Genomic DNA, 25,479 nt, shown 5'->3' on the forward strand with positions numbered 1-25,479 from the left:
AGCAGCATGATCGTGCCGTGCATCGTGAACGCCTGGTTGAACTGCTCGTTCGACATGATCTGCAGACCCGGCCGGGCCAGCTCGGCGCGCATGAAGAGCGCCATCACGCCACCGATGACGAAGAAGGCGAACGATGTAATGAGGTACATCGTGCCGATCGTCTTGTGGTCCGTCGTCGTCAGCCACTTGACCACGACACTGCCGCGGTTCTGGCGCCTGACCGGCAACTCGTCCGCATAGCCGGACCCTGCTGCCGCGGCACCCTGGGGTTCGTTGAGGATGCTCACAGGTTGTTCGTCTCCCGGTTCTTCTCGTGGCTCGTCTGCGCGATGCCGGCAGGAACGTAACCGTTCTGCTGCTTGTCCACGAGGTCCTTGAGGTGCTGCTCGTAGCGCTCGGGGGAGACGACCTTCACGTTGAACAGCATCCGAGAGTGGTCGACGCCGCAGAGCTCGGCGCACTTGCCCAGGAAGGTGCCCTCCTTGTTGGGGGTCACCTCGAAGGCGTTGGTGTGGCCCGGGATGACGTCCTGCTTCATCAGGAACGGCACCACCCAGAAGGAGTGGATGACGTCGCGCGAGGTCAGCACGAAGCGGACCGTCTTGCCCTTGGGCAGCCAGAGCGTCGGACCGGGGTTGTTGGTCTGCGGGTTCCGCGTACCGGGGGTACCGCAGTCGTAGGCACCGCCCGCGTTGTCCGGGAACGCCTTCTTGAAGCGGTCCGGGATCGCGTCCAGGTCCTTGGAGGTCTTGGCGTCACCGGTGGAACCCGCGACGGGTTCGATGTAGTTGAAGCACCAGCTCCACTGGAAGCCGACCACGTTGACCGTGACGTCGGGCTTCTTCTTGAGGCTGAGCAGCTCGGACTCGTCACGGGCGGTGAAGTAGAACAGCACCGAGACGATGATGAGCGGGACCACGGTGTACAGCGCCTCGATGGGCATGTTGTACCGGGTCTGTGGGGGAACTTCGACCTTGGTGCGGCTGCGCCGGTGGAAGAAAGCACTCCACAGGATCAGACCCCACACCAGCACGCCAACGGCGAGCGCAGCCGCCCAGGACCCCTGCCACAGGGAGAGGATCCGCGGAGCCTCTTCCGTGGTCGGGGTGGGCATACCAAGGCGGGGGAAGTCTTCCCAGTTGTACGAGCAACCGGTGGCTGTCGCCAAGACCAGGCCCGCGGTCAGTGCCTGCAGCAGCTTCCGCCGCATCGGGCGCCGCGGCGAGCGGTCGGAGCCGTTGGGACTCACGTAGCGCCTTCCCGAGAGTCTCGCCCGCGCGGATCGGCTGCGGCCTGGCCTTCTCGCTGGTCGGTCGCCGCCCTGCGTCGGGCAGGGGTTTGGATGTTTATGCGGACCAAACCCTAGCCGACGCCCTCCGGGGGTTCTCGGGGAGGGGTGCCTACTGAGTCGGGGTGTTCGCTTGTTTGGCGGGTGCGGCCTTGACTGTGGTTGCTCGCGCAGTTCCCCGCGCCCCTTTTGGGACGTCTCGGTGCTGAACGATTTAGCGTTGCCGTGTGGCCTACTTCGATGCTGCTTCCGCTGCTCCGCTTCATTCTGTTGCCCGGCAGGCTCTGCTGGCCTCCCTCGATGAGGGGTGGGCGGATCCGGCGCGGCTGTACAGGGAGGGGCGGCGGGCTCGGATGCTGTTGGACGCGGCTCGGGAGGCCGCTGCCGAGGCGGTGGGGTGCCGTGCGGACGAGCTGGTGTTCACCTCGTCCGGAACGCGTGCCGTGCATGCGGGGGTTGCGGGGGCGCTGGCCGGGCGGCGTCGGGTCGGGCGCCACCTGATCGTGTCAGCGGTCGAACATTCTTCGGTACTCCATTCGGCGGAGGTGCACGAGGCGGACGGCGGGTCCGTCACCCAGGTGCCGGTCGACCGGGGCGGGGCGGTGGATCCGGTGGCCTACGGCGATGCCCTGCGCGGGGACACGGCGCTGGCCTGTCTCCAGTCGGCCAATCACGAGGTGGGCACGGAGCAGCCCGTCGCGGCGGTGGCCGAGCGGTGCCGGGAGGCCGGGGTGCCGTTGCTGGTGGACGCCGCGCAGTCGCTCGGGTGGGGGTCGGTGGAAGGGGACTGGTCGTTGCTCACGGCCAGTGCGCACAAGTGGGGCGGGCCGTCCGGGGTCGGGCTGCTCGTCGTGCGCAAGGGTGTGCGGTTCTCGGCGCAAGGGCCGGTGGACGAGCGGGAGTCGGGGCGTGCGGCCGGTTTCGAGAACCTTCCGGCGATCGTGGCCGCGGCCGCTTCGCTGCGGGCCGTACGGGCGGAGGCGGCCGGGGAGGCCGCTCGGTTGCGGGAGCTGACGGAGCGGATCCGGGCCCGGGTGCCGGGGCTGGTGCCCGATGTCGAGGTGGTCGGGGATCCGGTGCGCCGGCTGCCCGGGGTCGTCACCTTCTCCTGTCTCTATGTCGACGGAGAGGCGCTGCTGCACGAGCTGGACCGGGAGGGGTTCTCGGTCTCGTCCGGATCGTCCTGCACGAGCAGCACGCTGACGCCGAGCCATGTGCTGCGGGCGATGGGTGTGCTGAGCGAGGGCAATGTGCGGGTGTCGCTGCCGCTCGGGGCGGCGGAGGAGGATGTGGAGCGCTTCCTTGAGGTGCTTCCCCGGGTGGTGGCGGGAGTGCGGGAGAAGCTGGGGGCGCCGGCCTCCGGGGCGGTGGTGCGGGAGGCGGACGTGCTGGTCGTGGACTCCCTGGGCAAGAGGTGCCCGATTCCGGTCATCGAGCTCGCCAAGGTCATCGGCGATGTGCCGGTGGGCGGCCTGGTCCGGGTCCTGTCGGATGACGAGGCGGCCCGCTTGGACATCCCGGCGTGGTGCGAGATGCGGGGCCAGGAGTACGTGGGCGAGGAGCCGGCGGACCAAGGAACGGCGTACTTGATCCGCCGAGCGAGCTGAGTAACTCAGGGGCGCGGGGCTGTATCGATGTGCGGCTCCGCCGCGTGGGCGCGACCAGCCCCCACGCCCCTGCACTCGGCAACGGTCAGGCCAGATGCCCCTGAACCTCGGTCGCCGCCTCATCGCCGTACGCCTTGGTGAACCGCTCCATGAAGTGCCCCCGCCGCAGCTGGTACTCCTGCGTCCCCACCGTCTCGATGACGAGAGTCGCCAGCATGCAGCCGACCTGCGCGGCCCGCTCCAGGGAGACACCCCACGCGAGGCCCGACATGAAGCCCGCGCGGAACGCGTCGCCGACACCCGTGGGGTCGGCCTTGCGCTCCTCGTCCGGCGTGCCGACCTCGATCGGGTCCTCGCCGACCCGCTCGATACGGACGCCGCGCGCGCCGAGGGTGGTCACACGGTGGCCCACCCTGGACAGGATCTCCGCGTCGCTCCAGCCGGTCTTGGTCTCGATGAGACCCTTCTCGTACTCGTTGGAGAAGAGGTACGTCGCCCCGTCCAGCAGGATGCGGATCTCCTCGCCGTCCATCCGGGCGATCTGCTGGGAGAAGTCGGCGGCGAACGGGATGGACCGGGAGCGGCACTCCTCGGTGTGGCGGAGCATCGCCTCCGGGTCGTCCGCGCCGATGGAGACCAGGTCGAGTCCGCCGACCCGGTCGGCGACGGTCTTCAGCTCGATGAGGCGGGCCTCGCTCATGGCGCCCGTATAGAAGGAGCCGATCTGGTTGTGATCGGAGTCGGTGGTGCACACGAAGCGGGCGGTGTGCAGCGTGTCGGAGATGCGGACGGAGTCGGTGTCGACGCCGTGCCGGTCGAGCCAGGCGCGGTACTCGTCGAAGTCCGCGCCCGCGGCGCCGACCAGGATCGGCCGGGTGCCGAGCTGTCCCATGCCGAACGCGATGTTCGCGGCGACGCCGCCGCGGCGGACGTCGAGCTTGTCGACCAGGAACGACAGCGAGACCGTGTGCAGCTGGTCCGCTACGAACTGGTCGGCGAAGCGACCGGGGAAGGTCATGAGGTGGTCGGTGGCGATGGAGCCGGTGACTGCGATGCGCACGGCGTGGATTCTCCTGAGGGAGGCGGGCCTTGACACTTCACGCTATCGGGTGGGCGGGGCAGCTCTGAAGGCAGCGAAACTACCCGATAGTAGATCTTTCTCCGCGAGCTCGAGCGTGCCTACGGTGCGGCTATGACGAACCTCAAGGTCCAGGCACCCGTTCCGGTCGATCTCGAAGGCGATCTGGCGTCGATGCCGGGTGACGGGGCGCGGATGGCTCCCCACTGGGCGGCTCCCGACCGGATCGCCTCCAGGCCGGTCTCCCCGGCCCTGATCCATGGTGTGACGGTACCCCCGGCGTCGGCCCGGCTGCTCGACGCCATGTCGGACTACGGGGACTGAACGGCCCCCTGCGGGAACCGTGTGCTCCCCCGCTGCGTCCCATCGCTGTCCCCCGTAAAGGGGAGGCGGGATACGACCCACCAGCGGCCCTTGTGTGACCGGTCCGGGTCCCATGGGACAGCTGTGCAGCCGAAGGAGCGATGCGGTGAACACCGAGCGACCCGACAACGACGACGACGCCAGGGAAGCGGGCGGCACCGGAGCCGCCGACCCGGCCCGGGACATCGGGGGCGTCTCCGACGGTGAACGGGGTTCGGCGGACACCGAGGACGTGACCGAGGCCGCCGAATCCCGTGAGGCCGACACGCCCGGGGTCGCTGGGACGGAGCAGGACGCCGACGCCGATCAAGCCCCTGAGGCTCCTGAGGCGTCCGAGGCGCGTGAGTCCGAGGCCCCTGAGTCCGAGGCCCGTAGGGACGAAACGGCCACGGAAGCAGAAGGGGAAGCCGAAACAGAACCGGACACCGACGCGGACACGGCAGCGAAAGCCGAATCAGAAGCCGCCGCGACGCCGGACGACACCGACCTGCCCCGTGACACCGGCGCACCGGACCATGACCTGCCCCGCAACGACGAGGACCTGGTCCACCCGGGCGGCGGGCGGCCCCGGACGCCCGCGATCATCGCCGTCGCCGCCGCCGCTGTGCTGCTGATCGGCGGGGGCGGGGCCTGGCTCGCGACCAACGTGGCCGACGGGTCCGGCGGTGGACAGACGTCCGGCGCGCCCGGCGGGGACGACACTCCCCCGCCGCTCGCGCTCGACGGGTACTCGGAATCGACCTCCGGCGAGGGCAACGGCATCGCACCCGGTGAGCCCAACCCCTACGGCGCCACCTACAAGCTCGGCGGCACGCTGCCGGACGGCCCCGGCGAAGCCCCGGTCTACCGGGCGCAGGGCGAGGTCACCAAGGAGGACGTGGCCCGGCTGGCGAAGGCCCTCGGAGTCGAGGGTGCGCCGGTGGCACAGGGCGAGGCCTGGAAGGTCGGGGCCGGTCAGGACGGTTCCGGGCCGAGCCTCCAGGTGAACAAGCAGGCGCCGGGTGCCTGGACGTTCAACCGCTACGCCCCGGGCACCGACAACTGCAAGGGCACCGACACCTGCACGGCTCCGCAGTCCGGCGGCAGCCCGGTGAGCGAGGCGGAGGCCGAGAAGGCCGCGGCGCCCGTGCTGAAGGCGCTGGGTCAGGACGCCGCGAAGCTGGACGCGAGCCAGGTCATGGGCGCCCAGAGGGTGGTGAACGCCGCTCCCGAGGTCGGCGGACTGCCTACGCACGGCTGGAACACCGGGGTCACGGTCGGCTCCGAGGGCGAGGTCGTCGGCGGCAGCGGTCAGCTGAAGGCGCCGGCCAAGGGGGACACGTACCCCGTGGTCAGTGCCAAGAAGGCGCTGGAGCTGATGGAGGAGCGGCCGACGAGCGATCACCGGATGGGCATCGGCGGCTGTGCGAGCGCCGTGCCGCTGAAGGACCGGCTGGAGGAGCCCTGCGGATCGTCCGCGAGCGGCTCTGCCGGGCAGGGGCAGCAGGACGCTGTCACGGTCGAGGACGCGGTGTTCGGACTGGCCTCGCACTTCGTGGACGGGCGCCAGGCGCTGGTGCCGTCCTGGCTGTTCGAGGTGACGGCGCCGGGTGCGAAGGACCCGTTCACGGTGACGTACCCGGCGGTCGACCCGAAGTATCTGACCTCTGCCCAGCCGAGCGAGCCGAGTGACAAGCCGACGTCGGCGCCCGGGCCGCGCGACGTGGAGGTGGACGGCTACCGGGCCGAGGGTGACGAGCTGACCGTGACCTTCACGGGCGGGGTGTGCGCCGACTACGACGTGAAGGCGAGCGAGAAGGGCGGCGAGGTGACGGTCGAGGTGACCTCCACCGCGTGGCCGGACAAGGTCTGCATCATGATCGCGAAGCAGTTCCAGGAGACCGTGCGGCTGGACGAGCCGCTGGGCGACCGTGACGTCGTGGACTCGGACGGCAAGGCGGTCCCGCTGGCCAGGGAGGGCGCGCGGCTGCCGGCTCCCCCCACGCGGGAGCGCTAGGACCGGCCCAGGCAGGCAGCGAGCGCGAAGGCGGCGGCCCCGTCGGAGGGGGCCGCCGCCTTCGTCATGTCCGCTGCCGCCGGTGGCGGCCCGGCAGGCTCAGCTGAAGGAGTCGCCGCAGGCGCAGGAGCCGGTCGCGTTCGGGTTGTCGATCGTGAAGCCCTGCTTCTCGATGGTGTCCACGAAGTCGATCGTGGCACCACCCAGGTACGGGGCGCTCATGCGGTCGGTGACGACCTTCACACCGCCGAAGTCCTTCTCGACGTCGCCGTCGAGGGAACGCTCGTCGAAGAAGAGCTGGTAGCGCAGGCCGGAGCAGCCGCCGGGCTGGACGGCGACGCGCAGCGCGAGGTCGTCGCGGCCTTCCTGGTCGAGCAGGGTCTTGACCTTGTCCGCGGCGGCGTCGGTCAGGATGATGCCGTCGCTGACGGTGGTGGTCTCGTCCGATACGGACATCTACATCTCTCCCGGGTTGTACGGAGACTGCTTGCCGACGGGTCCAACCGGCGGGGCCGCGGATTCATTCCGGGCCGGGCGCTCGATTTACGGCTCCGTTTCATGCTCGCACACACGCCGGGAACCGGAAAACGGCTCTTTCCCGGTCTTCCCGGGAATGAACGGCGGCCCACCGGGATTCACGTCACACCGACGCTATGGCCATCGTCAACGTGACGTGAAGCGGTTATGATAGATAGCGTCAAATCGACGAAAAGTCGCGGAAGAGAAAGGGTGCGTGTCGTGACCACCGCCCAGCCCCAGGAGCTCGACGTTCAGCCGACGCCCCTCGCCCTGCTGCTCCTCGGCCGTGAGGCCGACCCGAAGAGCGAGCGCGGCGTGGAGTGCCCAGGCGACCTGCCCTCGCCGTCCGACCCGGACCTGGTGGAGCGCGCCCGCAAGGCGAAGGAGAAGCTCGGGGACAAGGTCTTCGTCCTCGGCCACCACTACCAGCGCGACGAGGTCATCCAGTTCGCCGACGTCACCGGTGACTCCTTCAAGCTGGCCAAGGACGCCGCCGCCCGCCCGGAGGCCGAGTACATCGTGTTCTGCGGTGTGCACTTCATGGCCGAGTCCGCGGACATCCTGACCTCCGACGACCAGAAGGTGGTCCTGCCCGACCTGGCCGCCGGCTGCTCGATGGCCGACATGGCGACGGCCGAGCAGGTCGCCGAGTGCTGGGACGTGCTGACCGAGGCCGGGATAGCCGAGCAGGTCGTGCCCGTCTCGTACATGAACTCGTCCGCCGACATCAAGGCGTTCACGGGCAAGCACGGCGGCACGATCTGCACCTCCTCGAACGCGAAACGGGCCCTGGACTGGGCCTTCGAGCAGGGCGAGAAGGTGCTCTTCCTCCCCGACCAGCACCTCGGACGCAACACCGCCGTGCGGGACATGGGCATGTCCCTGGAGGACTGCGTCCTCTACAACCCGCACAAGCCGAACGGCGGCCTCACCACCGAGGAACTGCGCGCCGCGAAGATGATCCTGTGGCGCGGCCACTGCTCGGTGCACGGCCGCTTCAGCCTCGACTCGGTGCGCGACGTACGCGAGCGCATCCCGGGCGTGAACGTCCTGGTCCACCCCGAGTGCCGGCACGAGGTCGTGGCCGCGGCGGACTACGTCGGCTCGACGGAGTACATCATCAAGGCCCTGGATGCCGCGCCCGCCGGCTCCAAGTGGGCCATCGGCACGGAACTGAACCTGGTCCGCCGCCTGGCGAACCGTTTCGCACCCGAGGGCAAGGAGATCGTCTTCCTCGACAAGACGGTCTGCTTCTGCTCCACCATGAACCGCATCGACCTCCCCCACCTCGTCTGGGCCCTGGAGTCCCTGGCCGAGGGCAACCTCGTCAACCGCATCGAGGTGGACAAGGAGACGGAGGCGTTCGCGAAGCTGGCGTTGGAGCGGATGCTGGCGCTGCCGTAGCGGTCCTTCCGCGTGTCCGCACGGGCAAGGCCCCACCCGGATTCCGGGTGGGGCCTCACGTGTCGTACAGGGGTCAGACCTGAGCCGGCTCCGGCTCGTCGGCCGTCTCCGTGCGCTGGGCCGGAAGGCCCTTCTTCGCTGCCCGCTTCTTCGCCCGGCGCTCCTTGCGGAGTTCGAACATCGCGTACAGCGTCGGGACCAGGAGGAGGGTGAGCAGGGTCGATGTCACCAGGCCGCCGATCACGACCACGGCCAGGGGCTGGGCGATGAAGCCGCCTTCGCCGGTGATGCCGAGGGCCATCGGGAGCAGGGCGAAGATGGTTGCCAGGGCGGTCATGAGGATGGGGCGCAGTCGGTGCCGGCCGCCCTCGATGACGGCCTCGACGACGCCGTAGCCCTGCTTGCGGTACTGGTTGATCAGGTCGATCAGCACGATCGCGTTCGTCACCACGATGCCGATGAGCATCAGCATGCCGATCATCGCGGGGACGCCCATCGGCGTGCCGGTCGCGACCAGGAGGCCGATGGCGCCGGTGGCCGCGAACGGGATGGAGACGAGCAGGATCAGCGGCTGGACCAGGGACTTGAAGGTGCCGACCAGCAGCATGAAGACGATCGCGATGGCCGCCAGCATCGCCAGGCCCAGGTTGAGGAACGCCTCGTCCTGGTCCTCGGAGACACCGCCGATCGACGCCGTGGCGCCCTCCGGGAGCTTCAGCGCGCTGATCTCGGACTGGAGCTTGGTGCTCACCGCGCCCGTGTTGTCACCGGTCGGCTTCGCGGAGATGGTGGCCGCGCGCTGGCCGTCGATCCGGGTCATGGAGACCGGGCCGTCGACCTGCTTCACCGTGGCGATGTCGCCGAGCTTCACCGCGCCCAGGCGCAGGTCCTGAAGCTGCTTCAGGGTCCGCGCGGGCTCGGCCGAACGGATGACGACGTCGCGCTCGCTGTCGTCCAGGGTCGCCTTGGCCGCGTTGGTGCCGCGGATCGCCTGCGCGACGGCGGCGCCGAGGGTCTGGTCGTTGAAGCCGGCCGCGGCCGCCTTGTCGTTGGCCTTCACCGAGATGCGCGGCACGCTCTGCGCCAGGTCGCTGGTGACGTCCGTGACGTCGTCGAGCCCGGCGACCGTCTTGCGGACCTCCTCGGACGCCGTACGCAGGACCTCGGAGTCGGCGGCCTTGACCACGACGCTGAGGTCCTGGCTGCCGAAGCCGTCACCGGCGGCGATGGTGGTCGTGCCGATGCCCTTGAGACCGGCCAGGCCCTTCTCGATGTCGTCCTGGACGTCCTCGAACGGCACGGAGTCGTCCAGCATCACCTGGTACGAGGCCTGGTTGGTGTCCGTGCCGCCGCCGAAGGCGGCCATGAAGCCGGACGAACCGATGGTGACCTGGTAGTCCTTCACGCCCTTGGTGTCGGCGAGCAGCTGCTCGACCTTCTTCGCCTGGGCGTCGGTCGCCGCCAGGCTGGTGCCGGGCTTCAGCTCCTGCTTGACGCTGAGGACCTCCTGCTCGCCCTGGTCGAAGAAGTTCGTCTTCAGCAGCGGCGCCATGCCGAACGTTCCGACCAGGACGACGATCGCGAGGGCCACGCTGGTGAGGCGGCGGCGGGTCGCGAAGCGCAGGACGGGGACGTAGAGGCGCTGCAGGCGGCTCTTGGCCTCCTTCTCCTCGGCGATCCGGCGTGCCTCGTCCGCGTCCTCGGGGGTGCCCTTCGGGGGACGCAGGAACCAGTACGACAGGACCGGGACGACCGTCAGGGAGACGAGGAGGGACGCCAGCAGCGCGGCGGTCACCGTCAGGCTGAACGAGCCGAACAGCTCGCCCACCATGCCGCCGACCAAGCCGATCGGCAGGAACACCGCGACCGTGGTGAGCGTCGAGGACGTCACCGCGCCCGCGACCTCACGGACGGCCTGGAGGATCGCCGAGTGGCGCTCCTCGCCGTAGCCGAGGTGCCGCTTGATGTTCTCCAGGACCACGATCGAGTCGTCGACGACCCGGCCGATGGCGATCGTCAGCGCGCCCAGCGTCAGGACGTTCAGCGACAGGTCGCGCGTCCAGAGCACGATCAGGGCGAGGACGACCGACAGCGGGATGGACACCGCCGTGACGAGGGTCGAGCGGATCGAGGCCAGGAAGACCAGGATCACCAGGACCGCGAAGAGCAGACCGAGCGCGCCCTCGGTGGTCAGGCCCTTGATGGACTTCGAGACCGCCGGGCCCTGGTCGCTGACGACCGTGAGGTCGGCGCCGGAGCCGAGGTCCTTGCGCAGCTCCGGGAGCTTGTCCTGGACGGCCTCGGAGATGGCGACCGCGCTGCCGTCGCGGTCCATGGTGACGGCGACGGAGAGGCTGGGCTTGCCGTCGGTGCGGGTGATGGAGTCGGCCGGGGCCTCCTGCTGCTTCACCGCGGCGACGTCGCCGAGGCGCACCGGCTTCCCCTTGCCGGGCTCGCCCGTGACCATCAGGTCCTGGATCTGCTGCAGCGAGGTGAAGCCGCCGCCGACCTGGACCGTGCGGTTGGCGCCGTCCTCGTCGAAGGAGCCGGCCGGGACGGTCGCGCCGCCCGCCTGGAGCGCCTCCATGAGGGACTGCGGGGTGAGGCCCGCCTTCGCGAGCTTCGCGTTGTCGGGGGTGACGGCGACCTGGAGGTCCCGCACACCGTCGACGGTGACCTGGCCGACGCCGTCGATGCTCTTGAGGTCCGGCACGACGGTCTTGTCGAGCTGGTCGGCCAGGGCCTGCGGGTCCCGCTCGGAGCTGACGGCGAGGACGACGGTCGGCATGTCGTCCGTGGACCCTGCGACGATCTGCGGGTCGACGTCGTCCGGGAGCTGGACGCGAGCCCGGTTGACCGCCTGCTGGACGTCGGCGACGAGCTGCTTGGTGTCGTTGCCGTAGTCGAAGGACGCCATGATCACGGCGTTGCCCTCGCTGGCGGTGGAGGTGACGCCGCTGATGCCGTCGACGGCTTCGAGGTTGTCCTCGATGGGTTCGACGACCTGCTTCTCGACCACGTCCGGTGACGCGCCCTGATACGGCGCCAGCACGGACACCATGGGCAGTTCGATGGTGGGCAGCAGCTGCTGCTTGAGCTGGGGTATCGCGATCGCCCCGAAGACGAGCGCGATGATCGACATCAGCCCGATCAGGGCCCGTTGCGCGAGGCTGAATTTCGACAGCCAGGACATGGGTGAGGGTCTCTCTTCTGTTAGCGGCAGAAGCGGCAGCGAGCGCGCAGATGAGCACCCGCCCCTACACCCTGAGCCATGGGCGACCCCGGATTCGTAGGCCCCAGGTCCATTTCCTTATACGGCGCATACTCCGGGCGCAGTACACCCGGGTCTGGCTCACTCCACCCTTGGACGGACCAGTCCGGACTCGTACGCAGTGACCACGAGCTGGGCCCGGTCCCGGGCGCCCAGCTTGGCCATGGCCCGGTTGACGTGCGTCTTCACCGTCAGCGGGCTGACCTCCAGACGCTCGGCGATCTCGTCGTTGGAGTGCCCGCCGGCGACCTGGACGAGCACTTCGCGCTCCCGCCCGGTGAGCGAGTCGAGCCGCTCGGCGCGGGCCGGGTCGCGCTCGCCGTCGTCGGTGGGGTCCTGGGCGAGGAAGCGGGCGATGAGGCCGGTGGTGGCCGCCGGGGACAGCAGGGCCTGGCCGCCGGCGGCGGTCCGGATGGCGGTCAGCAGTTCCTCGGGCTCGGAGCCCTTGCCGAGGAAGCCGGAGGCGCCGGCGCGCAGCGACTGCACGACGTAGTCGTCGACCTCGAAGGTCGTCAGGATGACCACGCGGACGTCGGCGAGTTCGGGGTCGGCGCTGATCAAGCGGGTCGCGGCGAGACCGTCGGTGCCGGGCATCCGGATGTCCATGAGGACGACGTCGGCGTGCTGCTCCTTGGTCATCCGCACCGCTTCCGCGCCGTCGGACGCCTCCCCCACCACCTCCATGTCGGGCTCGGAGTCGACGAGCACACGGAAGGCGCTGCGCAGCAGCGCCTGGTCGTCGGCGAGCAGGACACGGATGGTCATGCGGGGTCCTCCCCGGTCGGTGTGCGGTTCTTGACCGGCAGGATCGCATGGACGCGGAAGCCGCCGCCGTAGCGGGGACCGGTGGTGAGGGTGCCGCGCAGGGCGGTGACACGCTCGCGCATGCCGAGCAGGCCGTGTCCGCCGCCGCTGCCCGGGTCCGCGTCCTCGCCGCTGCCGTCGTCGAGCACGGTGATCTCGATGTTCGGTCCGACCCGTACGACGCTGACCTCGGCCTTGGCGTGCGGCCCGGCGTGCTTCTGCACGTTCGTCAGGGCCTCCTGGATGATCCGGTAGGCGGCCAGGTCGACGGCCGCGGGCAGGGCGGTGCCCTGGTCGGTGCGGGCGACCTCGATGCGTTGTCCGGCGTTGCGGAAGGTGCCGGCGAGTTCGTCGAGGCGGTCCAGGCCGGGGGCGGGTTCGGTGGGGGCCTCCGGGTCGCCGGACTGCCGGAGCAGGCCGACGGTGGCCCGCAGCTCGTTGAGGGCGGAGCGGCTGGCCTCCCGGACGTGGGCGAGGGCCTCCTTGGCCTGGTCGGGACGTTTGTCCATGACGTGGGCGGCGACGCCGGCCTGGACGTTGACCAGGGCGATGTGGTGCGCGACGACGTCGTGCAGATCCCGGGCGATGCGCAGGCGTTCCTCGGCGACCCGGCGGCGGGCCTCCTCCTCGCGGGTGCGTTCGGCGCGCTCCGCGCGTTCCCGGATGGCCTGGATGAAGGCGCGGCGGCTGCGGACGGCGTCGCCGGCGGTGGCGCCGATGCCGGCCCAGGCCACGATCCCGAGGTTCTCCTGGGCGTACCAGGGCAGGGGGCCGGCGGCCATGGCGGCGCCGGTCAGCACGGTCGTGGTGAGCAGGCCGACGCGCCAGGTGGTGGGGCGGTCGGTGGTGGAGGCGACGGTGTACAGGGCGATGACCGCGGACATCGCGACGGGGGCGCGGGGGTCGCCGGTGACGGACTCGATGACGGAGAACGTGCCGGTGAGGGCCAGGACCGTCATGGGGGCGCGGCGGCGGAAGACCAGGGCGGCGGCGCCGAGGACCATGAGGACGAGGCTGAGGGGGTCGGGGGTGCGCAGGACCCAGTTGACGGTGTCGCGGTGGCGGGGCTCCACGAAGGAGCCGGCGACCATGCAGGCCAGGACTCCTGAGGCCAGGACCGCGTCCACAGCGAGGGGGTGTGCTTTGGCCTGGACTCTGGCCCGCGCGAGTGTGCTCACGGCTGTTTACGGTAGCTGGGCGGGGTCTGCCGGGGTACGGGGCGGGTGTGAAGTGTGCTCGGCGTCGAGGCTCGGGCCGGGCGGGGTCCGCAACTCGGCGGCGCGAGGTGCCGCTGCGCCCACCCGTGCCGCCCTGGGGGCACCTCCCAGGCCCTTAAGGCACTGGGGGAGGCACGCATGCCCGCAGCGGGGTCGTCAGCCCGGGATCAGGCCGTCGTCGCTCAGGAAGTCCCGGACCTCCTCCAGGGTCGCGTCCGGGGACGGGAGGATCAGTTCGGATGGCTCCAGGGAGTCGTCCGGGAGGGGGTCGCCGAGGTCGCGGACTCTGGTCAGCAGGGCCTGGAGGGTGCGGCGGAAGGCCGGGCCGTCGCCGTTCTCCATTTCCGCCAGGAGCTCGTCGTCCAGCTTGTTCAGTTCGGTGAGGTGGCCGTCGGCCAGCCTCACCTGGCCCTCCCCCATGATCCGTACGATCATGTCGCCCTCCTAGGCGTGGGCCCCTACTGCTTGTCGAAGCGCGGGGTGTCCTGCGGCTGCTGCCGGTCCTGCTGCGGCGACTGGCTCGTGCCACCTTCGATGGCCTGCTGGTCGGCGGCGGGGCCCCCGGCCAGCTCCTGCTTCATCCGCTGCAGTTCCAGCTCTACATCCGTACCACCGGAGAGCCGGTCCAGCTCGGCCTGGATGTCGTCCTTGTGCATGCCGGAGGGGTCGTCCAGCGCCCCGGAGGCGAGCAGCTCGTCGATCGCGCCGGCGCGGGCCTGGAGCTGGGCGGTCTTGTCCTCGGCACGCTGGATCGCCAGGCCGACGTCGCCCATCTCCTCCGAGATGCCGGAGAAGGCCTCGCCGATCCGGGTCTGCGCCTGGGCCGCCGTGTACGTCGCCTTGATCGTCTCCTTCTTCGTACGGAAGGCGTCGACCTTGGCCTGGAGCCGCTGGGCCGCGAGAGTGAGCTTCTCCTCCTCGCCCTGCAGCGTCGCGTGCTGGGTCTCCAGGTCGGTCACCTGCTGCTGGAGGGCGGCCCGGCGGGACAGCGCTTCACGGGCCAGGTCCTCACGGCCCAGCGCGAGCGCCTTGCGGCCCTGGTCCTCCAGCGTGGAGGACTGCTTGTTCAGCTGGGCGAGCTGCAGCTCCAGGCGCTTGCGGCTGGTCGCCACGTCGGCGACGCCCCGGCGCACCTTCTGGAGCAGCTCCAGCTGCTTCTGGTACGAGTAATCGAGGGTCTCGCGCGGGTCCTCGGCCCGGTCAAGGGCCTTGTTCGCCTTCGCGCGGAAGATCATCCCCATACGCTTCATGACACCGCTCATGGGCTTCGCGCGCCCCCTTCTGACCGACTCCGGCTCCAGCTCCTGCGACAGAACCCACAGTACGGGCCCTGCATCCATTACCGCACTGTTCGGGGACGGATGCGCTCATCCCCAAGGACGACTGCGGACGGCCCCGCTCCGGCGTAGGGAGTAGGTGATCCCCGGGGTTACCGGGGGCGTACATCCCGGGAAACGACCGGAGCCGTACACAACGTCCCCTCTGTCCCCATACAGACGACTGGTGTTGCCGGATCGTTCCCCACGGGACTGGGGTCCATGCCCGGAAGCCCTTACCCTTGGGTTTTGTGTTCCGTAGCCGTGCGAAGGATGAGAAGGCCCAGGCCGCCGTGAAGGCGCCGGAGACCGACTCCAGTCAGCCCCGTCACCCCGAGGCCCGCAAGGGCCGTCCCACGCCCAAGCGCAGTGCGGCCCAGTCGCAGCGCCGCAGCGTGGCCAACACGTCGACGACGCGCAAGGAGGCCGCCAAGCGACAGCGCGCGGAGCGCCGTACCGCGATGGAGCGCCAGCGCCAGGCGCTGGCCAGCGGCGACGAGCGGTATCTGCCCGCCCGCGACAAGGGACCGGTCCGCCGGTTCGCGCGCGACTTCGTCGACTCGCGGTTCAACATCGCGGAGTTCTTCCTGCCGATGGCCGTCGTCATCCTCGTGCTGAGCATGGTGCGCGTGGCCTCGCTGCAGAACATCGCGCTGCTGCTGTGGCTCGTGGTGATCGTGCTGATCGTGCTCGACTCGTTCGTGTCGGCCTTCCGTCTGAAGAAGCAGCTGGCCGAGCGGTTCGCCGGTGAGAACAAGCGGGGCGCGGTCGCCTACGCCCTGATGCGCTCCCTCCAGATGCGCCGGCTCCGGCTGCCGAAGCCGCAGGTCAAGCGCGGAGAGCGGCCCTGACCACGACGCCGTTTCCCGAGAGCGCGGCGGATGCCCCGGTGACCGGGCCGGGCGGGCTGCGCGATGTGGTCCGGCAGGAGCTGGTCGCCCGGCAGCTGGACGAACAGATATCCGGGCGGTTCCCTGTCGGGCAGCGGCTGCGGGTGCTCGACGTCGGCATGGGCCAGGGCACGCAGGCGCTGCGGCTGGCCCGGGCCGGGCACCAGGTGACCGGTCTGGAGCAGGACCCGAGGATGGTCGCCGTGGCCCGGGAGTCCCTCGCGGGGGAACCCGAGGGCATCCGGAAGCGGATGCGGATCATCGAGGGCGACGGCCGGGACACCGGTGTGCACTTCCTGCCGGGCGCCTTCGACGTCGTCCTGTGTCATGGCGTGCTCATGTACGTGGAGGAGCCCGACCCGCTGCTGGCGGGTCTCGCCCGGATGCTCGCGCACGGCGGACTGCTGTCCCTGCTCGTGCGCAACGGGGACGCGCTCGCGCTGCGGCCGGGGCTCTCCGGCGCCTGGGCCGACGCGCTGACCGCCTTCGACACGACCGCCTATCGCAACCGGCTGGGGCTCGACGTACGGGCCGACCGGCTGAAGGACCTGACGTCGACGCTCGCGGGGATCGGGGCGCCGCTGCACGCCTGGTACGGGGTGGGCGTGTTCACCGACTCGGCGGCGGACGACGCCGAGGTCCCGGGTGACGCCCGGACGCTGCTGGCGGTGGAGGAGAAGGCCGGGCGGACGGATCCGTACCGCGGGGTGGCGGCGTTGCTGCACCTGTGCGGTGTGCGGGGCTGACGCCCCCGGGGCATGGAAGAGGGGGTGGGCGAGGGCCGTCGGCCCCCGCCCCGGGGCTCACGCCTCGGCCGCGTGCAGACTCATCGGGCCGTAGATCTCCGTGGCGTCCTCGAACAGACGCACCTGGTCGGCGCCGCCTTCCTGCAGCTCCTTCCAGTGCTCCCCGATCCAGGACTCGGCATCCCCCTGGGTGGGGAAGTCCTCCGGCGGCACCGCGGGCTGGACCTCAGTCCCGTCGGTCTTCTCGAACCGCCACGTCCATGCCGCCATGTACGCCTCCCATGTGTGAGCACATTGCACAGCAGGAGCCGGATCTTGGTCCGGCTCCTGTGTTGAGCCTAAGCGGTTCGCTGGGTGGGGCGTTAGATGCGTTGCGGGAGTGCGGGTTGTTGGGCGTGTGCGGGTCGTATTGGGCTGGTCGCGCCCGCGCGGCGGAGCCGCATATCGATACGGCCCGCGCCCCTAAGGGGGCGTCACCATCACGCATGACCTGTGTTCACGGGTGAGAATCGGGGCGTGGAACTCACTCTGCTTGGTACCGGCGCTCCCGCGGGGCTTCCCCGGCCCGACTGTCCCTGTGCGAACTGTTCGGCGGCTCTCGGGCCGGATTCTCGGGCGGCCACCGCGTTGCTGCTGGACGGGGCGTTGTTGCTTGATCTGACGCCTGGTGCGGCGTTCGCGGCGGCTCGGGCGGGGCGTTCGCTGGGCGGTGTGCGGCAGGCGCTGTTGTCGCATCCGCATGACGGGCCCGCGGTCGAGGTGCCGGCCGGGGTGCCGCAGCCCGGACGGGTGCCGGACGGGCAGGAGTTGACGCTGCTGACCGGGCACCGGGTACGGGCGGTGGCGATGGACGCGCCGGGCACGGGATACGCGGTGACCGGGCCGGAGGGGCAGCGGCTGCTGTATCTGCCGCCGGGCGGGGCTCCGGCGGGGCTGGCGGAGCCCTCCGAGACGTACGACATGGTCCTCGCGGATGTCGCGGGGCGGCCGGACGCGCTGGCGAAGCTGCGGGCGGTCGGGGCCGTGGGGCCGACGACCGATGTGGTCGCCGTCCATCTGGACCACGACGTGCCGCCGGGCCCGGAACTCGGGCGGCGGCTCGCGGCGGCCGGGGCGCGGGCGGTGCCGGACGGGGCGACGCTGTCGGTGGGGGTGTACGAGGACGTGCCGGACGTACCGCGGCGCACGCTGGTGCTGGGCGGGGCGCGGTCGGGCAAGTCGGTGGAGGCCGAGCGCCGGTTGGAGGCGTTTCCCGACGTGCTGTACGTGGCGACGGGCGGGTCGCGCAACGGGGACACCGAGTGGTCGGTGCGGGTGGCCGCCCATCGGGAGCGGCGGCCGGGGTCGTGGCGGACGGTGGAGACCTGCGACCTGGTGCCGCTGCTGGCGGAGGAGGGGCCGCCGGTGCTGGTCGACTGTCTGTCGTTGTGGCTGACGGACGCGATGGACTCCGTCGGGGCGTGGGACGACGCGGTGTGGGCGGAGCGGGGGGAGAAGGCGTTGCGGGAGCGGGTGCGGGAGTTGACGGAGGCGGTGCGTTCGAGTCGGCGGGCTGTTGTCGCCGTGTCGAACGAGGTGGGGTCGGGGATTGTGCCGGCTACTGCGTCTGGGCGGCGGTATCGGGATGAACTCGGGCGGCTGAACGCGGGGTTCGCCGAGCAGTGTGAGCAGGTGCTGTTGGTGGTGGCCGGGCAGGCTGTGGTGCTGCGGGGGTGAGCGGTGCGGGGCCGTCTTGGGCTGGGGGCGGGTGGGTCCGCAGCCCGGCGTAGCGGGGTGCCTCCCCCACTCTCGGCTTCGCTCGAGCGGGGGGGACCCCCACCGCCCACCCGTGCCGCCCTGGGGGCACCTCCCAGGCCCTTAAGGCACTCGGGGAGGCACGCATATGCCCGCAGCTGAGCGCGCACGCAGCTAGGTCGGCTTGCGGGCGATCAGGCGGTACGTGTTCGCCATGCGAGTGCGGCGGGCCAGCGGAGCCAGTACGTGGTCCGCCAGGGCCGCCAGCCCTACCAGGGGGAGGCCCGCTCGCAGGAGGGCCTCCCTGGCGTGGCGTTGGAAGGCCGGCGGGGGGATCGCGCGCCAAGGGGTGTCCGGGGTGGGGAGGGCGTGGGAGAGGGCCAGGGAGGTCGCGCCGGAGAGGTCGTGGGGGATGTGGGTGGGGCGGTGGTCGAGGGTGAGGACCGTGCAGCCGGCCGTCTCCAGTTCGGCCCGGAGGTTGCGCGGGGGCAGCAGGTGGAGGTGGCGGGGCTGGTCGTAGGGGAGCCACCAGCGGCCCAGGAGCGCGGCGAAGACGCTGCGGGGGTCGAGGGTCTCGATGAGCAGGTGGCCGCCGGGGCGCAGGACGCGGAGGGCGGCGTGGAGCTCCGCGCGGGGGTCGGGGGCGCCCTCCAGGTGGTGGAGCATGCTGACCACGTCGTAGCGGGCGCGCAGCGGGCCCGAGATCCGGGGGTCCGACAGCCGGCCGACGTGGGCCTCCTCGACGCGTTCGGCCGCGACGGCCCCGGCCACGTCCGGGGTGTCGTCCAGGCCGTCGAAGGAGGTGTACGGGAAGAACTCCCGGGCGGTCGCCGGGAAGCGCGCCTGGCCCGTCCCGACGTCCAGCCAGCTCTCCGGCTCCCCGAACGGCCGCATCGCCCGGGCGGCAGACAGATGGCGCTGCCGGCTGCCGCGCAGGGCGACGAGGGCGTCGGCCGTGGGGTCCATGGGCGCCCCGCGCGCGGTCCGGTGGTAGTGGGCGAGGCCCTCGGCCGTGAGGCGGGGGTTCTGGAAGGTGTGGCCGCAGTCGCGGCAGTCGTCGACGGTGAAGTTGCCCGGCTTGTACTGCCGCAGGTCACCGGTGCGCAGCCGGTGGCGCAGCCGGCCGGAGCCGCACCAGGGGCAGTCCTCGCGGCGCGGTTCGTGCACCGGCGCGGGCGCCTGGGGGACGGAGGGGGCGGGAAGTTCGGGCATGGGCGGCTCCCGGGCGCGAGGCGTACGGCAGGGACGTACGACAATCCGCTGCAAACGGGAACGTATGGGATGCCGATCTTGGGTGCAACGACGTCGCCGTGACGGAGTCGCGATGTGGCGCCGTGCTGTTCGATCGGTGCCGGTACTGTTCGGCGAATGAGCTCGCTTAATCTCGACGACTTCACCGATCTGATCGAGCGTCCGGACGGCGGGATCCGCCGTGACGCCGAGGCACGCCGGGAGCGGCAGATCGTGCCGCCAGGGTCGCTGGGCCGGCTCGACGACCTGGGTGAGTGGCTGGCGGCGGCGCAGTCCGCGGTGCCGGTGCGTCCGGTCGAACGGCCGCGGGTGGTGCTCTTCGCCGGTGACCACGGCGTCGCCGGACTGGGCGTCTCGGCCCGGCCTGCGGGCGGTGCCGGGGAGTTGGTGCGCGAGGTGCTGGAGGGCGGCCGGCCCGTCTCGGTGCTCGCGCGGCGGCTCGGCGTGCCGGTGCGGATCGTCGACATGGCCCTGGACTGCGATCCCGAGGCCCTGCCCGAGGACGTCGTACGGCACCGGGTGCGGCGCGGCAGTGGGCGGATCGACATCGAGGACGCGCTGACCCTGGAGGAGGCCGAGGCGGCGTTCCGGGCCGGGGTCGCGGTGGCCGACGAGGAGGCCGACTCCGGTACGGATCTGGTGGTGCTCGGCGATGTGAGCGTCGGCGGGACGACGGCCGCGGGCGTGCTGGTCGCGGCGCTCTGCGGGGTCGACGCGTCGGTCGTCACCGGGCGTGGCGGGCTGGCGATCGACGACCTGGCCTGGATGCGCAAGTGCGCGGCGATCCGCGACGCGCTGCGCCGGGCCCGGCCGGTGCTCGGGGACCAGTTGCAGTTGCTGGCGACGGTCGGCGGGGCCGATCTCGCGGCGATGACGGGCTTCCTGCTGCAGAGCGCCGTGCGGAAGCTGCCCGTGGTGCTCGACGGGGTCGTGACGGCCGCGTGCGCGCTGGTCGCGCAGCGGATCGCGTTCCGGGCGCCGGACTGGTGGCTGGCGGCGCACGACAGCGGTGAGCCCGGGCAGGCGAAGGCACTGGACCGGATGGCCCTGGAGCCGCTGCTGACCCAGGGCGTGACCGTCGGCGAGGGCGCGGGCGGCCTGCTGGCGCTCCCCTTGGTGCAGGCCGCGGCGGCGCTGGCGGCGGAGCTGCCCGAGAAGCCGAAGGAGTCCGAGCGGCCGGTGGAGCCGGAGGGCACGGAGGACTCCGAGGTTCCCGCCGAGCAGTAGTCGCCCTGGAGATCCAGGTCACGCACACCTGGCTCAACTTCGTCCCGTTCCGGTCGGTCTTCGCGTGTGGTGTCGGTTTGACTGAGCCACAGGCACCGCGCACATCCGCTGCCGCACCGGCCCCTGGACGAGGACGACCCGATGACCACGCTCGCCCGCTGGGCCCGCGCCGAATGGGGGCGGCTGTACACCGCGGTGCGCGGGCCGCTGCGGGAGCGGCGGCTGCGCGCGGTGCCGATGGCGGCCGGGGCCGTGTGCCTGACCTCCGTGCTCCACTTCGTGCACAACCAGTCGTGGGGTTACGGGTTCGTGCAGGACATCGGTGCCGTGCGGGCCGAGGACCCGCTGTGGCTCGCGCTGCTGCGGTCGCCGCTGTCGCTGTTCGTGCCCGCGCTGGATCTGCCGGTGTGGGGTGCGCTGGCGCAGATCCTGCTGGTGTTCGGCATCGCGGAGATCTGTCTGGGGTGGCGGCGGGCCCTGCTCATCGCCTACCTGGCGACGCTCGCGGGCACGCTCTACGCCCGCCTGGGCATCTGGCTGGGCCCGGACTCCCCGCTGGGCCTGCCCGCCTCGGACGCGCGGGTCGTGGACACCGGGCCGTCGGCGGCGGTGGTGGGACTGGCGGTCTGTCTGGGCCTGCGCTATCGCGCGTATGTCACGGCGGCGGTGGTGATCGTGGCCATGGTGGTCGAGGTCGTCCTGAAGGAGAACCTCGCGGGCAAGGAGCATCTGGCGGCGATCACGGCCGTGCTGGTGCTGTGCGCGGCCGAGGCCCTGCGTCAGTGGTGTTCGAGGGACCGGACGGGCTCGGGGTCGGGCGCGCCGCCGATCCAGTCCTGGAATCTGCGCCGGGGGCCCACCCAGCGGCGGTCGTGGTGGTAGGCCCGCAAGCCGGATTTGGCTCGGGCGCGGGGGCGGTTGCGGTAGAACCGTTTGGCCCACGGGGAGGTGGGGCGGGCCAGCCGTACGGCGCCGACCAGGGCGACGAGGGGGACGATCACGCCCAGGACGGCGATGCGGACCTTGCCCTTGAAGAGGGCGATGAGGGCGAAGCCGAAGTTCACGAGGACGTTCCCGAGGACGACGGCGCGGTTCTGCTGCTGGTCCTCGGAGAGGTCGTCGACGCCCAGCGGCGAGAAGCCGAGCAGGAGCAGGCCGACGAGGGACGCGGTGAGGACGACCATCTCGACGCTCTTGCGGCCGTCCGGGGTCCAGTAGACGTCGGCGAGGTGCAGGACCAGGGCGAACTCGTCGAGGACGAGTCCCGCCCCGATGCCGAAGAGCACCGCGGCCAGGCAGGAGCCGAAGCCGTGCTGGCCGCCGGCGACCGCGCCGAAGCCGCCGATGATCGTCAGGATGACGCCGGGCACCACGTGGTGGACATGGACACCGCCGCTGCCGCTGATGTTGCGGAAGGGGCCCTTGCCCGCCCGGATGAGGCGGGTGATGCCCCGGGTGATCACGAACGTCATCACGAAGGAGACGAGAGCGAGAAGCAGCGGCAGCTTGCCGGGTTCCATGATGTTCCGCTCGAACCATCCCATATGTGAACTTTATCCTCGGCCACCGCGCCCGCTCTCCTGACCGGCCGGTAGCCTGCGCCGGTGTCCAGAACCTCGCCCCTCGACGGTCTCCGCTTCGCCTTCGGCACCCTCACGGTGTTCCCGGTCCGGGTGACCCGGTGGGACCGTCAGGCCGCGCGCGGCGGCATGCTGTGCGCTCCCCTGGCCGGGCTGGCGGTCGGGGCCGCTGCCGCCGCCGTCGGGCTGGTGCTGCTGTTCCTCGGTGCGGGCGGGCTGCTCGCCGCCGTGGCCACCGCCGCCGTGCCGGCCGTCCTCACCCGGGGGCTGCATCTCGACGGGCTCGCGGACACCGCCGACGGGCTGGGCAGCGGGAAGCCCGCCGAGGACGCGCTGCGGATCATGAAGCAGTCGGACATCGGGCCGTTCGGCGTCATCACCCTCGTCCTCGTCCTGCTCGCGCAGGTCACCGCGCTCGCCCAGGCCTACGACGCCTCCTGGGCCCGGGGTGCCTTCGCCGCGGTCGTCTCCGCGACGGTCGCCCGGCTGGCCCTGACCCTGGCGGCCCGGGCCGGGGTGCCCGCGGCCCGGCCGGAGGGGCTGGGGGCGGCGGTCGCGGGCGTGGTGCCCCCGCGCGGGGCGCTGCTCACCGCCGTCGCCGTCACCGGGTCGGCGGCAGCGGGGAGTGCCGTCTGGGGGCCGTACGACGTGGTGCGCACCGGATGCGCGGTCGTCCTCGCCCTGGCCGCCGCCGAAGCGCTGCTGCGGCACTGCACGCGCCGCTTCGGCGGGGTCACCGGCGATGTGTTCGGCGGGCTGGCGGAGACGGCGGCGACGACGGCGCTGGTCGTTCTGGCGCTGGGCTGACGGACCGGGCCGAGGCTCAGCAGGCCTGTCGCCACACCCCCAGTTCGTACTTCTTGCGCAGCGAACTGAGCTTCAGGCGGCGGGACTCGGCGCAGAAGCGGCGGGTGGGCACCTCGTACTCGACGTGGAAGACGGCCTTGCCCGCGTCGACGAACGGCTTCAGGGCCGCGCACTCGCCGTACTGGGCGCACTGCTCGTTGACCGCGAAGTCGAAGTCCTTGACCAGCTCGGGGATCTGGTCCAGGTCGTTCTTCAGGCCGACGGCCAGGCCCCGGTCGTGGGCCAGGCGGGCGATGAGGCGGTTGTAGCGGAGCTGGTCGGCGGCCTTCAGCGGGAAGCCCGTCTCATTGCGGTAGCCGTCCATGTTGTCGGGCTCCACCGCGTCGAAGCCCTTGTCGCGGCACATGTCGATCCGGGCCGCCATGAGGGGCTCCAGGACGTCGGTGCGGCGGATGTCCAGCCAGCGTTCGCCCTTCCAGCCGTTGCCGCGCCCGAGGACGGACTTCGGGAACTCCTCGGCGTCCGGGCGGAACTCCTCCCAGGCGCCGGTGGACAGATAGCAGATGACCTTGCGGTCCTCGCGGTGCAGACGCGTGACGGTGGCCTCGGAGTGGTCGAAGCCGTCGATGTCGTAGACCGGCACGTCGACGGAGGTGTCCAGCTTCCCGCTGAGCTGCCACTGCCAGGCGGTGCCCGGCCGGGGCTGCCAGCGGGGGCCCGGTTTGTCGTCGGCGGGCTTCTGGGTGCAGCCGGCGAGCAGCAGGATGAGCAGGGCGAAAAGCGAGGACGTGCGTCTCACGAGGTGTTCTCCCGGTGGTGCAGGGCGTACGGCAGGGTGCCCCAAGGATGATCGCCGGTGCCGGGCACCGCACAATGCACCGCCGCGCCCCGCGCCCTGGCCAGTCCCTCCGGGTCGGCGTCGGGCGGCACGTCGTACACCAGGTGGCACAGCCGCACGTCGCTGCCGCCGGGCCACGGCTCGGGCCGCAGCGCGCGGTACGACGCCCAGGTGCCCTCGAAGGTGACGAGGACGTCGGCGATGCGGGCGTAGCAGGGGTGCGGTGCCGTGCCGTGGTTGAGGGCGAGGGTGCCGCAGCCGACGCCCCAGGCGGCCACCGCCAGTCGCTGGTAGTACTCGAACGGCTCGGGCCCGGACGGGACCTGGTCGAGGAAGGCGCCGTCGGTGCCGTACCAGTCGCGGTGCCGGGTGAGTTCGCGGACGACGTCGGTGGTGGCGCGGCGGCCGTAATCGGTGTCGGCGTACCCGAGGACCCGGACTCCCGCGTCCCGCAGCCGGGCGGCGATCTCGGCGAAGGCCGCGTCGGGGCGGTCGCCGGGGCCGCTGGCCGGGTTGAGGACCACCCCGTACAGGCGGGGCGCGGCGGCCAGGATCGCCTCCCATTCGGCGGGGCGGACGGACGGGTGCTCGTAGTACGGAACCAGGAGAGTGCTCATCGGTGGGCGGTTGCCCTCCCCAGCAGGGCGCACACCAGGGCGCCTTGGACGACGGCCGCCGTGCCGTACACGGCCGGGCCCGCCAGATGCGGGTCCCCGGTGCGCGTGACGAGGAGCAGGGTCTGGGCGAGGGCCGCGGCGCAGCACACCGCCGTCGCGCCGGTCACCGCGCCGAACGACTGGAGCAGCAGGCCCGTCCACAGCACCACGCCCAGCAGGATCAGCCCGGCCAGCCGGACACCGCCGGGGACCGGGGCGTGCGGCCACAGGGCGGAGGCGGCGAGGCTCAGTAAGAGCAGGGCGGTGAGGTAGGCGGCCAGGCACGCGACGACGGTGAGGACCGTGGTGCGCCGGAAGTCCCCGGTGGTGCCGCTGGAGCGCAGTGCGGCGAGGCCGCCGCTGCGGAATCGATACAGCAGCCACTCGGCGGGGCCCATGCTGAGAGTGAGCGCCACGGCGGCGGGGGCGGCGAAGGCGCTGCCGGTGTCACCGGCGAGGACGTCACCGAGGGCCGCGTACAGCACGAGAACGCCGGTGGCGAGCCCGAACAGGGCGTACGGCAGGGAGCCCGTGAGCCGGGGCCCGGCGGGGCGACGGGGTGCGGGGGCGGTGCCGGACGCGCGCAGCGGGAGCAGGGCGGTGAGATCGGCGGTCCACCCGCCCTCCTCCTTCACGGCCGGTGCCACTTCACGAGCGGCGAGGGCCGCCACGGCCGCCAGGGAGCCCAGCAGGAGAACCAGGCTCACGGCCTCGGGCAGCGGACCGGCCAGGGACAGGACCGCGCCCGTCGCCATCGGCGCGAGGGCGGCCAGCAGGAGCCGTTCGCGGCCCATCACCAGCAGGACGGTCGCCGCCGCCAGATAGCAGGACGGCCCGGCGGCGAAGGCGACCGCGGCCGGGGCGGTACCGGCGGCGAAGGCCAGGGC

24 protein-coding genes and 1 pseudogene are annotated in these 25,479 nt (G+C 71.6%); 10 read left to right on the top strand and 15 right to left on the bottom strand.

Annotated elements, in window-relative coordinates; translation table 11 throughout:
* Together ACFT4A_RS40565 and coxB are read right to left on the bottom strand one after the other, a co-directional pair.
* Window positions 1-287 (bottom strand): cbb3-type cytochrome c oxidase subunit I (locus ACFT4A_RS40565; RefSeq protein WP_382841143.1); only part of this gene is annotated, 287 nt, incomplete at its 3' end.
* Window positions 284-1,249 carry a cytochrome c oxidase subunit II gene (gene coxB / locus ACFT4A_RS40570; protein ID WP_382841147.1) on the bottom strand — a complete coding sequence of 322 codons (966 nt, stop codon included), beginning with the start codon at window positions 1,247-1,249 and terminating at the stop codon, window positions 284-286. The genes ACFT4A_RS40565 and coxB, both read right to left, overlap by 4 nt.
* 266 nt (window positions 1,250-1,515) lie before the next feature.
* On the opposite strand from coxB, the gene ACFT4A_RS40575 reads away from it, so the two are divergent.
* Entirely contained in the window at window positions 1,516-2,895 is a 1,380-nt protein-coding gene (locus ACFT4A_RS40575) for a cysteine desulfurase/sulfurtransferase TusA family protein (protein WP_382841151.1), read from the top strand.
* An 85-nt stretch (window positions 2,896-2,980) separates the two neighbouring features.
* Here the strand turns inward: ACFT4A_RS40575 and ACFT4A_RS40580 are convergent, their stop codons facing one another.
* Complete coding sequence (locus ACFT4A_RS40580; RefSeq protein ID WP_382841154.1) at window positions 2,981-3,955, bottom strand: carbohydrate kinase family protein; 975 nt, start codon at window positions 3,953-3,955, stop codon at window positions 2,981-2,983.
* A 132-nt stretch (window positions 3,956-4,087) separates the two neighbouring features.
* On the opposite strand from ACFT4A_RS40580, the gene ACFT4A_RS40585 reads away from it, so the two are divergent.
* Both ACFT4A_RS40585 and ACFT4A_RS40590 read left to right on the top strand, forming a co-directional pair.
* Window positions 4,088-4,297 carry a hypothetical protein gene (locus ACFT4A_RS40585; protein ID WP_382841157.1) on the top strand — a complete coding sequence of 70 codons (210 nt, stop codon included), beginning with the start codon at window positions 4,088-4,090 and terminating at the stop codon, window positions 4,295-4,297.
* A 145-nt stretch (window positions 4,298-4,442) separates the two neighbouring features.
* Window positions 4,443-6,332 carry a hypothetical protein gene (locus ACFT4A_RS40590; protein ID WP_382841160.1) on the top strand — a complete coding sequence of 630 codons (1,890 nt, stop codon included), beginning with the start codon at window positions 4,443-4,445 and terminating at the stop codon, window positions 6,330-6,332.
* 99 nt (window positions 6,333-6,431) lie between these two features.
* On the opposite strand, the gene ACFT4A_RS40595 is transcribed toward ACFT4A_RS40590, so the two are convergent.
* Window positions 6,432-6,788, bottom strand: coding sequence for an iron-sulfur cluster assembly accessory protein (locus tag ACFT4A_RS40595; RefSeq protein WP_003989692.1), 357 nt, complete (start codon window positions 6,786-6,788; stop codon window positions 6,432-6,434).
* A 282-nt stretch (window positions 6,789-7,070) separates the two neighbouring features.
* Here ACFT4A_RS40595 and nadA point away from each other — a divergent pair, with 282 nt between their 5' ends.
* Entirely contained in the window at window positions 7,071-8,255 is a 1,185-nt protein-coding gene (gene nadA, locus ACFT4A_RS40600) for a quinolinate synthase NadA (RefSeq protein ID WP_382841163.1), read from the top strand.
* Between the two features lie 73 nt (window positions 8,256-8,328).
* Here the strand turns inward: nadA and ACFT4A_RS40605 are convergent, their stop codons facing one another.
* The 5 genes from ACFT4A_RS40605 to ACFT4A_RS40625 form a co-directional block, all read right to left on the bottom strand.
* Window positions 8,329-11,448, bottom strand: coding sequence for an efflux RND transporter permease subunit (locus tag ACFT4A_RS40605; RefSeq protein WP_382841166.1), 3,120 nt, complete (start codon window positions 11,446-11,448; stop codon window positions 8,329-8,331).
* Window positions 11,449-11,607: 159 nt separating this feature from the next.
* Window positions 11,608-12,291: a response regulator gene (locus tag ACFT4A_RS40610; protein WP_382841169.1), complete on the bottom strand. Its 684-nt coding sequence runs from the start codon at window positions 12,289-12,291 to the stop codon at window positions 11,608-11,610.
* Window positions 12,288-13,508 (bottom strand): sensor histidine kinase, encoded by a 1,221-nt coding sequence (locus ACFT4A_RS40615; RefSeq protein ID WP_382841172.1) that lies wholly within the window; start codon window positions 13,506-13,508, stop codon window positions 12,288-12,290. The genes ACFT4A_RS40610 and ACFT4A_RS40615 overlap by 4 nt, the downstream gene beginning before the upstream one ends.
* Before the next feature lie 195 nt (window positions 13,509-13,703).
* Complete coding sequence (locus ACFT4A_RS40620) at window positions 13,704-13,982, bottom strand: hypothetical protein (RefSeq protein ID WP_215121952.1); 279 nt, start codon at window positions 13,980-13,982, stop codon at window positions 13,704-13,706.
* A gap of 23 nt (window positions 13,983-14,005) precedes the next feature.
* Entirely contained in the window at window positions 14,006-14,809 is an 804-nt protein-coding gene (locus ACFT4A_RS40625; protein WP_382841175.1) for a PspA/IM30 family protein, read from the bottom strand.
* A gap of 305 nt (window positions 14,810-15,114) precedes the next feature.
* Here ACFT4A_RS40625 and ACFT4A_RS40630 point away from each other — a divergent pair, with 305 nt between their 5' ends.
* Both ACFT4A_RS40630 and ACFT4A_RS40635 read left to right on the top strand, forming a co-directional pair.
* Window positions 15,115-15,714 (top strand): DUF3043 domain-containing protein, encoded by a 600-nt coding sequence (locus ACFT4A_RS40630; protein ID WP_382841177.1) that lies wholly within the window; start codon window positions 15,115-15,117, stop codon window positions 15,712-15,714.
* Between the two features lie 80 nt (window positions 15,715-15,794).
* Window positions 15,795-16,499, top strand: coding sequence for a class I SAM-dependent methyltransferase (locus tag ACFT4A_RS40635; protein ID WP_382841203.1), 705 nt, complete (start codon window positions 15,795-15,797; stop codon window positions 16,497-16,499).
* Between the two features lie 57 nt (window positions 16,500-16,556).
* Here the strand turns inward: ACFT4A_RS40635 and ACFT4A_RS40640 are convergent, their stop codons facing one another.
* Window positions 16,557-16,769, bottom strand: coding sequence for a hypothetical protein (locus tag ACFT4A_RS40640; RefSeq protein WP_382841179.1), 213 nt, complete (start codon window positions 16,767-16,769; stop codon window positions 16,557-16,559).
* 246 nt (window positions 16,770-17,015) lie between these two features.
* On the opposite strand from ACFT4A_RS40640, the gene ACFT4A_RS40645 reads away from it, so the two are divergent.
* A complete protein-coding gene (locus ACFT4A_RS40645) occupies window positions 17,016-18,215 on the top strand; it encodes a bifunctional adenosylcobinamide kinase/adenosylcobinamide-phosphate guanylyltransferase (protein WP_382841182.1) in 1,200 nt (399 codons plus the stop codon).
* 192 nt (window positions 18,216-18,407) lie between these two features.
* Here the strand turns inward: ACFT4A_RS40645 and ACFT4A_RS40650 are convergent, their stop codons facing one another.
* Window positions 18,408-19,445 carry a class I SAM-dependent methyltransferase gene (locus tag ACFT4A_RS40650; RefSeq protein ID WP_382841185.1) on the bottom strand — a complete coding sequence of 346 codons (1,038 nt, stop codon included), beginning with the start codon at window positions 19,443-19,445 and terminating at the stop codon, window positions 18,408-18,410.
* 156 nt (window positions 19,446-19,601) lie between these two features.
* On the opposite strand from ACFT4A_RS40650, the gene cobT reads away from it, so the two are divergent.
* Window positions 19,602-20,711, top strand: a complete 1,110-nt coding sequence (cobT, locus tag ACFT4A_RS40655) for a nicotinate-nucleotide--dimethylbenzimidazole phosphoribosyltransferase (protein ID WP_382841187.1) — start codon at window positions 19,602-19,604, stop codon at window positions 20,709-20,711.
* Window positions 20,712-20,852: 141 nt separating this feature from the next.
* A complete protein-coding gene (locus tag ACFT4A_RS40660; RefSeq protein ID WP_382841189.1) occupies window positions 20,853-21,593 on the top strand; it encodes a hypothetical protein in 741 nt (246 codons plus the stop codon).
* On the opposite strand, the gene ACFT4A_RS40665 is transcribed toward ACFT4A_RS40660, so the two are convergent.
* Window positions 21,491-22,255 carry a hypothetical protein gene (locus ACFT4A_RS40665; RefSeq protein WP_382841192.1) on the bottom strand — a complete coding sequence of 255 codons (765 nt, stop codon included), beginning with the start codon at window positions 22,253-22,255 and terminating at the stop codon, window positions 21,491-21,493. The two genes, ACFT4A_RS40660 and ACFT4A_RS40665, sit on opposite strands and share 103 nt — an antisense overlap.
* A 60-nt stretch (window positions 22,256-22,315) precedes the next feature.
* Here ACFT4A_RS40665 and ACFT4A_RS40670 point away from each other — a divergent pair, with 60 nt between their 5' ends.
* The gene (locus ACFT4A_RS40670; protein ID WP_382841195.1) at window positions 22,316-23,098 is read left to right on the top strand and encodes an adenosylcobinamide-GDP ribazoletransferase; all 783 of its coding nucleotides are present in this window, start codon (window positions 22,316-22,318) and stop codon (window positions 23,096-23,098) included.
* A 16-nt stretch (window positions 23,099-23,114) separates the two neighbouring features.
* Here the strand turns inward: ACFT4A_RS40670 and ACFT4A_RS40675 are convergent, their stop codons facing one another.
* From ACFT4A_RS40675 to ACFT4A_RS40685, 3 genes and pseudogenes are all read right to left on the bottom strand, one after another.
* Window positions 23,115-23,897, bottom strand: coding sequence for an endo alpha-1,4 polygalactosaminidase (locus ACFT4A_RS40675; protein ID WP_382841197.1), 783 nt, complete (start codon window positions 23,895-23,897; stop codon window positions 23,115-23,117).
* A complete protein-coding gene (locus ACFT4A_RS40680; protein ID WP_382841200.1) occupies window positions 23,894-24,553 on the bottom strand; it encodes a spherulation-specific family 4 protein in 660 nt (219 codons plus the stop codon). The genes ACFT4A_RS40675 and ACFT4A_RS40680 overlap by 4 nt, the downstream gene beginning before the upstream one ends.
* Window positions 24,550-25,479: pseudogene (locus tag ACFT4A_RS40685) on the bottom strand (hypothetical protein); the annotation flags it as partial. The gene ACFT4A_RS40680 and the pseudogene ACFT4A_RS40685, both read right to left, overlap by 4 nt.

The organism is Streptomyces sp. NPDC057099, assembly GCF_042671245.1.
GTDB classification, from domain to species: Bacteria; Actinomycetota; Actinomycetes; order Streptomycetales; family Streptomycetaceae; genus Streptomyces; species Streptomyces purpurascens.

What these genes read in the sequence shown, in the direction of transcription:
- ACFT4A_RS40640 (WP_382841179.1), bottom strand. Translation starts at nt 16,769, where the DNA reads ATGGCGGCATGGACGTGGCGGTTCGAGAAGACCGACGGGACTGAGGTC.
- ACFT4A_RS40650 (WP_382841185.1), bottom strand. Translation starts at nt 19,445, where the DNA reads ATGCCCGAACTTCCCGCCCCCTCCGTCCCCCAGGCGCCCGCGCCGGTG.
- ACFT4A_RS40610 (WP_382841169.1), bottom strand. Translation starts at nt 12,291, where the DNA reads ATGACCATCCGTGTCCTGCTCGCCGACGACCAGGCGCTGCTGCGCAGC.
- ACFT4A_RS40665 (WP_382841192.1), bottom strand. Translation starts at nt 22,255, where the DNA reads ATGGGATGGTTCGAGCGGAACATCATGGAACCCGGCAAGCTGCCGCTG.
- ACFT4A_RS40595 (WP_003989692.1), bottom strand. Translation starts at nt 6,788, where the DNA reads ATGTCCGTATCGGACGAGACCACCACCGTCAGCGACGGCATCATCCTG.
- ACFT4A_RS40605 (WP_382841166.1), bottom strand. Translation starts at nt 11,448, where the DNA reads ATGTCCTGGCTGTCGAAATTCAGCCTCGCGCAACGGGCCCTGATCGGG.
- ACFT4A_RS40625 (WP_382841175.1), bottom strand. Translation starts at nt 14,809, where the DNA reads ATGAGCGGTGTCATGAAGCGTATGGGGATGATCTTCCGCGCGAAGGCG.
- ACFT4A_RS40620 (WP_215121952.1), bottom strand. Translation starts at nt 13,982, where the DNA reads ATGATCGTACGGATCATGGGGGAGGGCCAGGTGAGGCTGGCCGACGGC.
- ACFT4A_RS40680 (WP_382841200.1), bottom strand. Translation starts at nt 24,553, where the DNA reads ATGAGCACTCTCCTGGTTCCGTACTACGAGCACCCGTCCGTCCGCCCC.
- ACFT4A_RS40660 (WP_382841189.1), top strand. Translation starts at nt 20,853, where the DNA reads ATGACCACGCTCGCCCGCTGGGCCCGCGCCGAATGGGGGCGGCTGTAC.
- cobT (WP_382841187.1), top strand. Translation starts at nt 19,602, where the DNA reads ATGAGCTCGCTTAATCTCGACGACTTCACCGATCTGATCGAGCGTCCG.
- ACFT4A_RS40585 (WP_382841157.1), top strand. Translation starts at nt 4,088, where the DNA reads ATGACGAACCTCAAGGTCCAGGCACCCGTTCCGGTCGATCTCGAAGGC.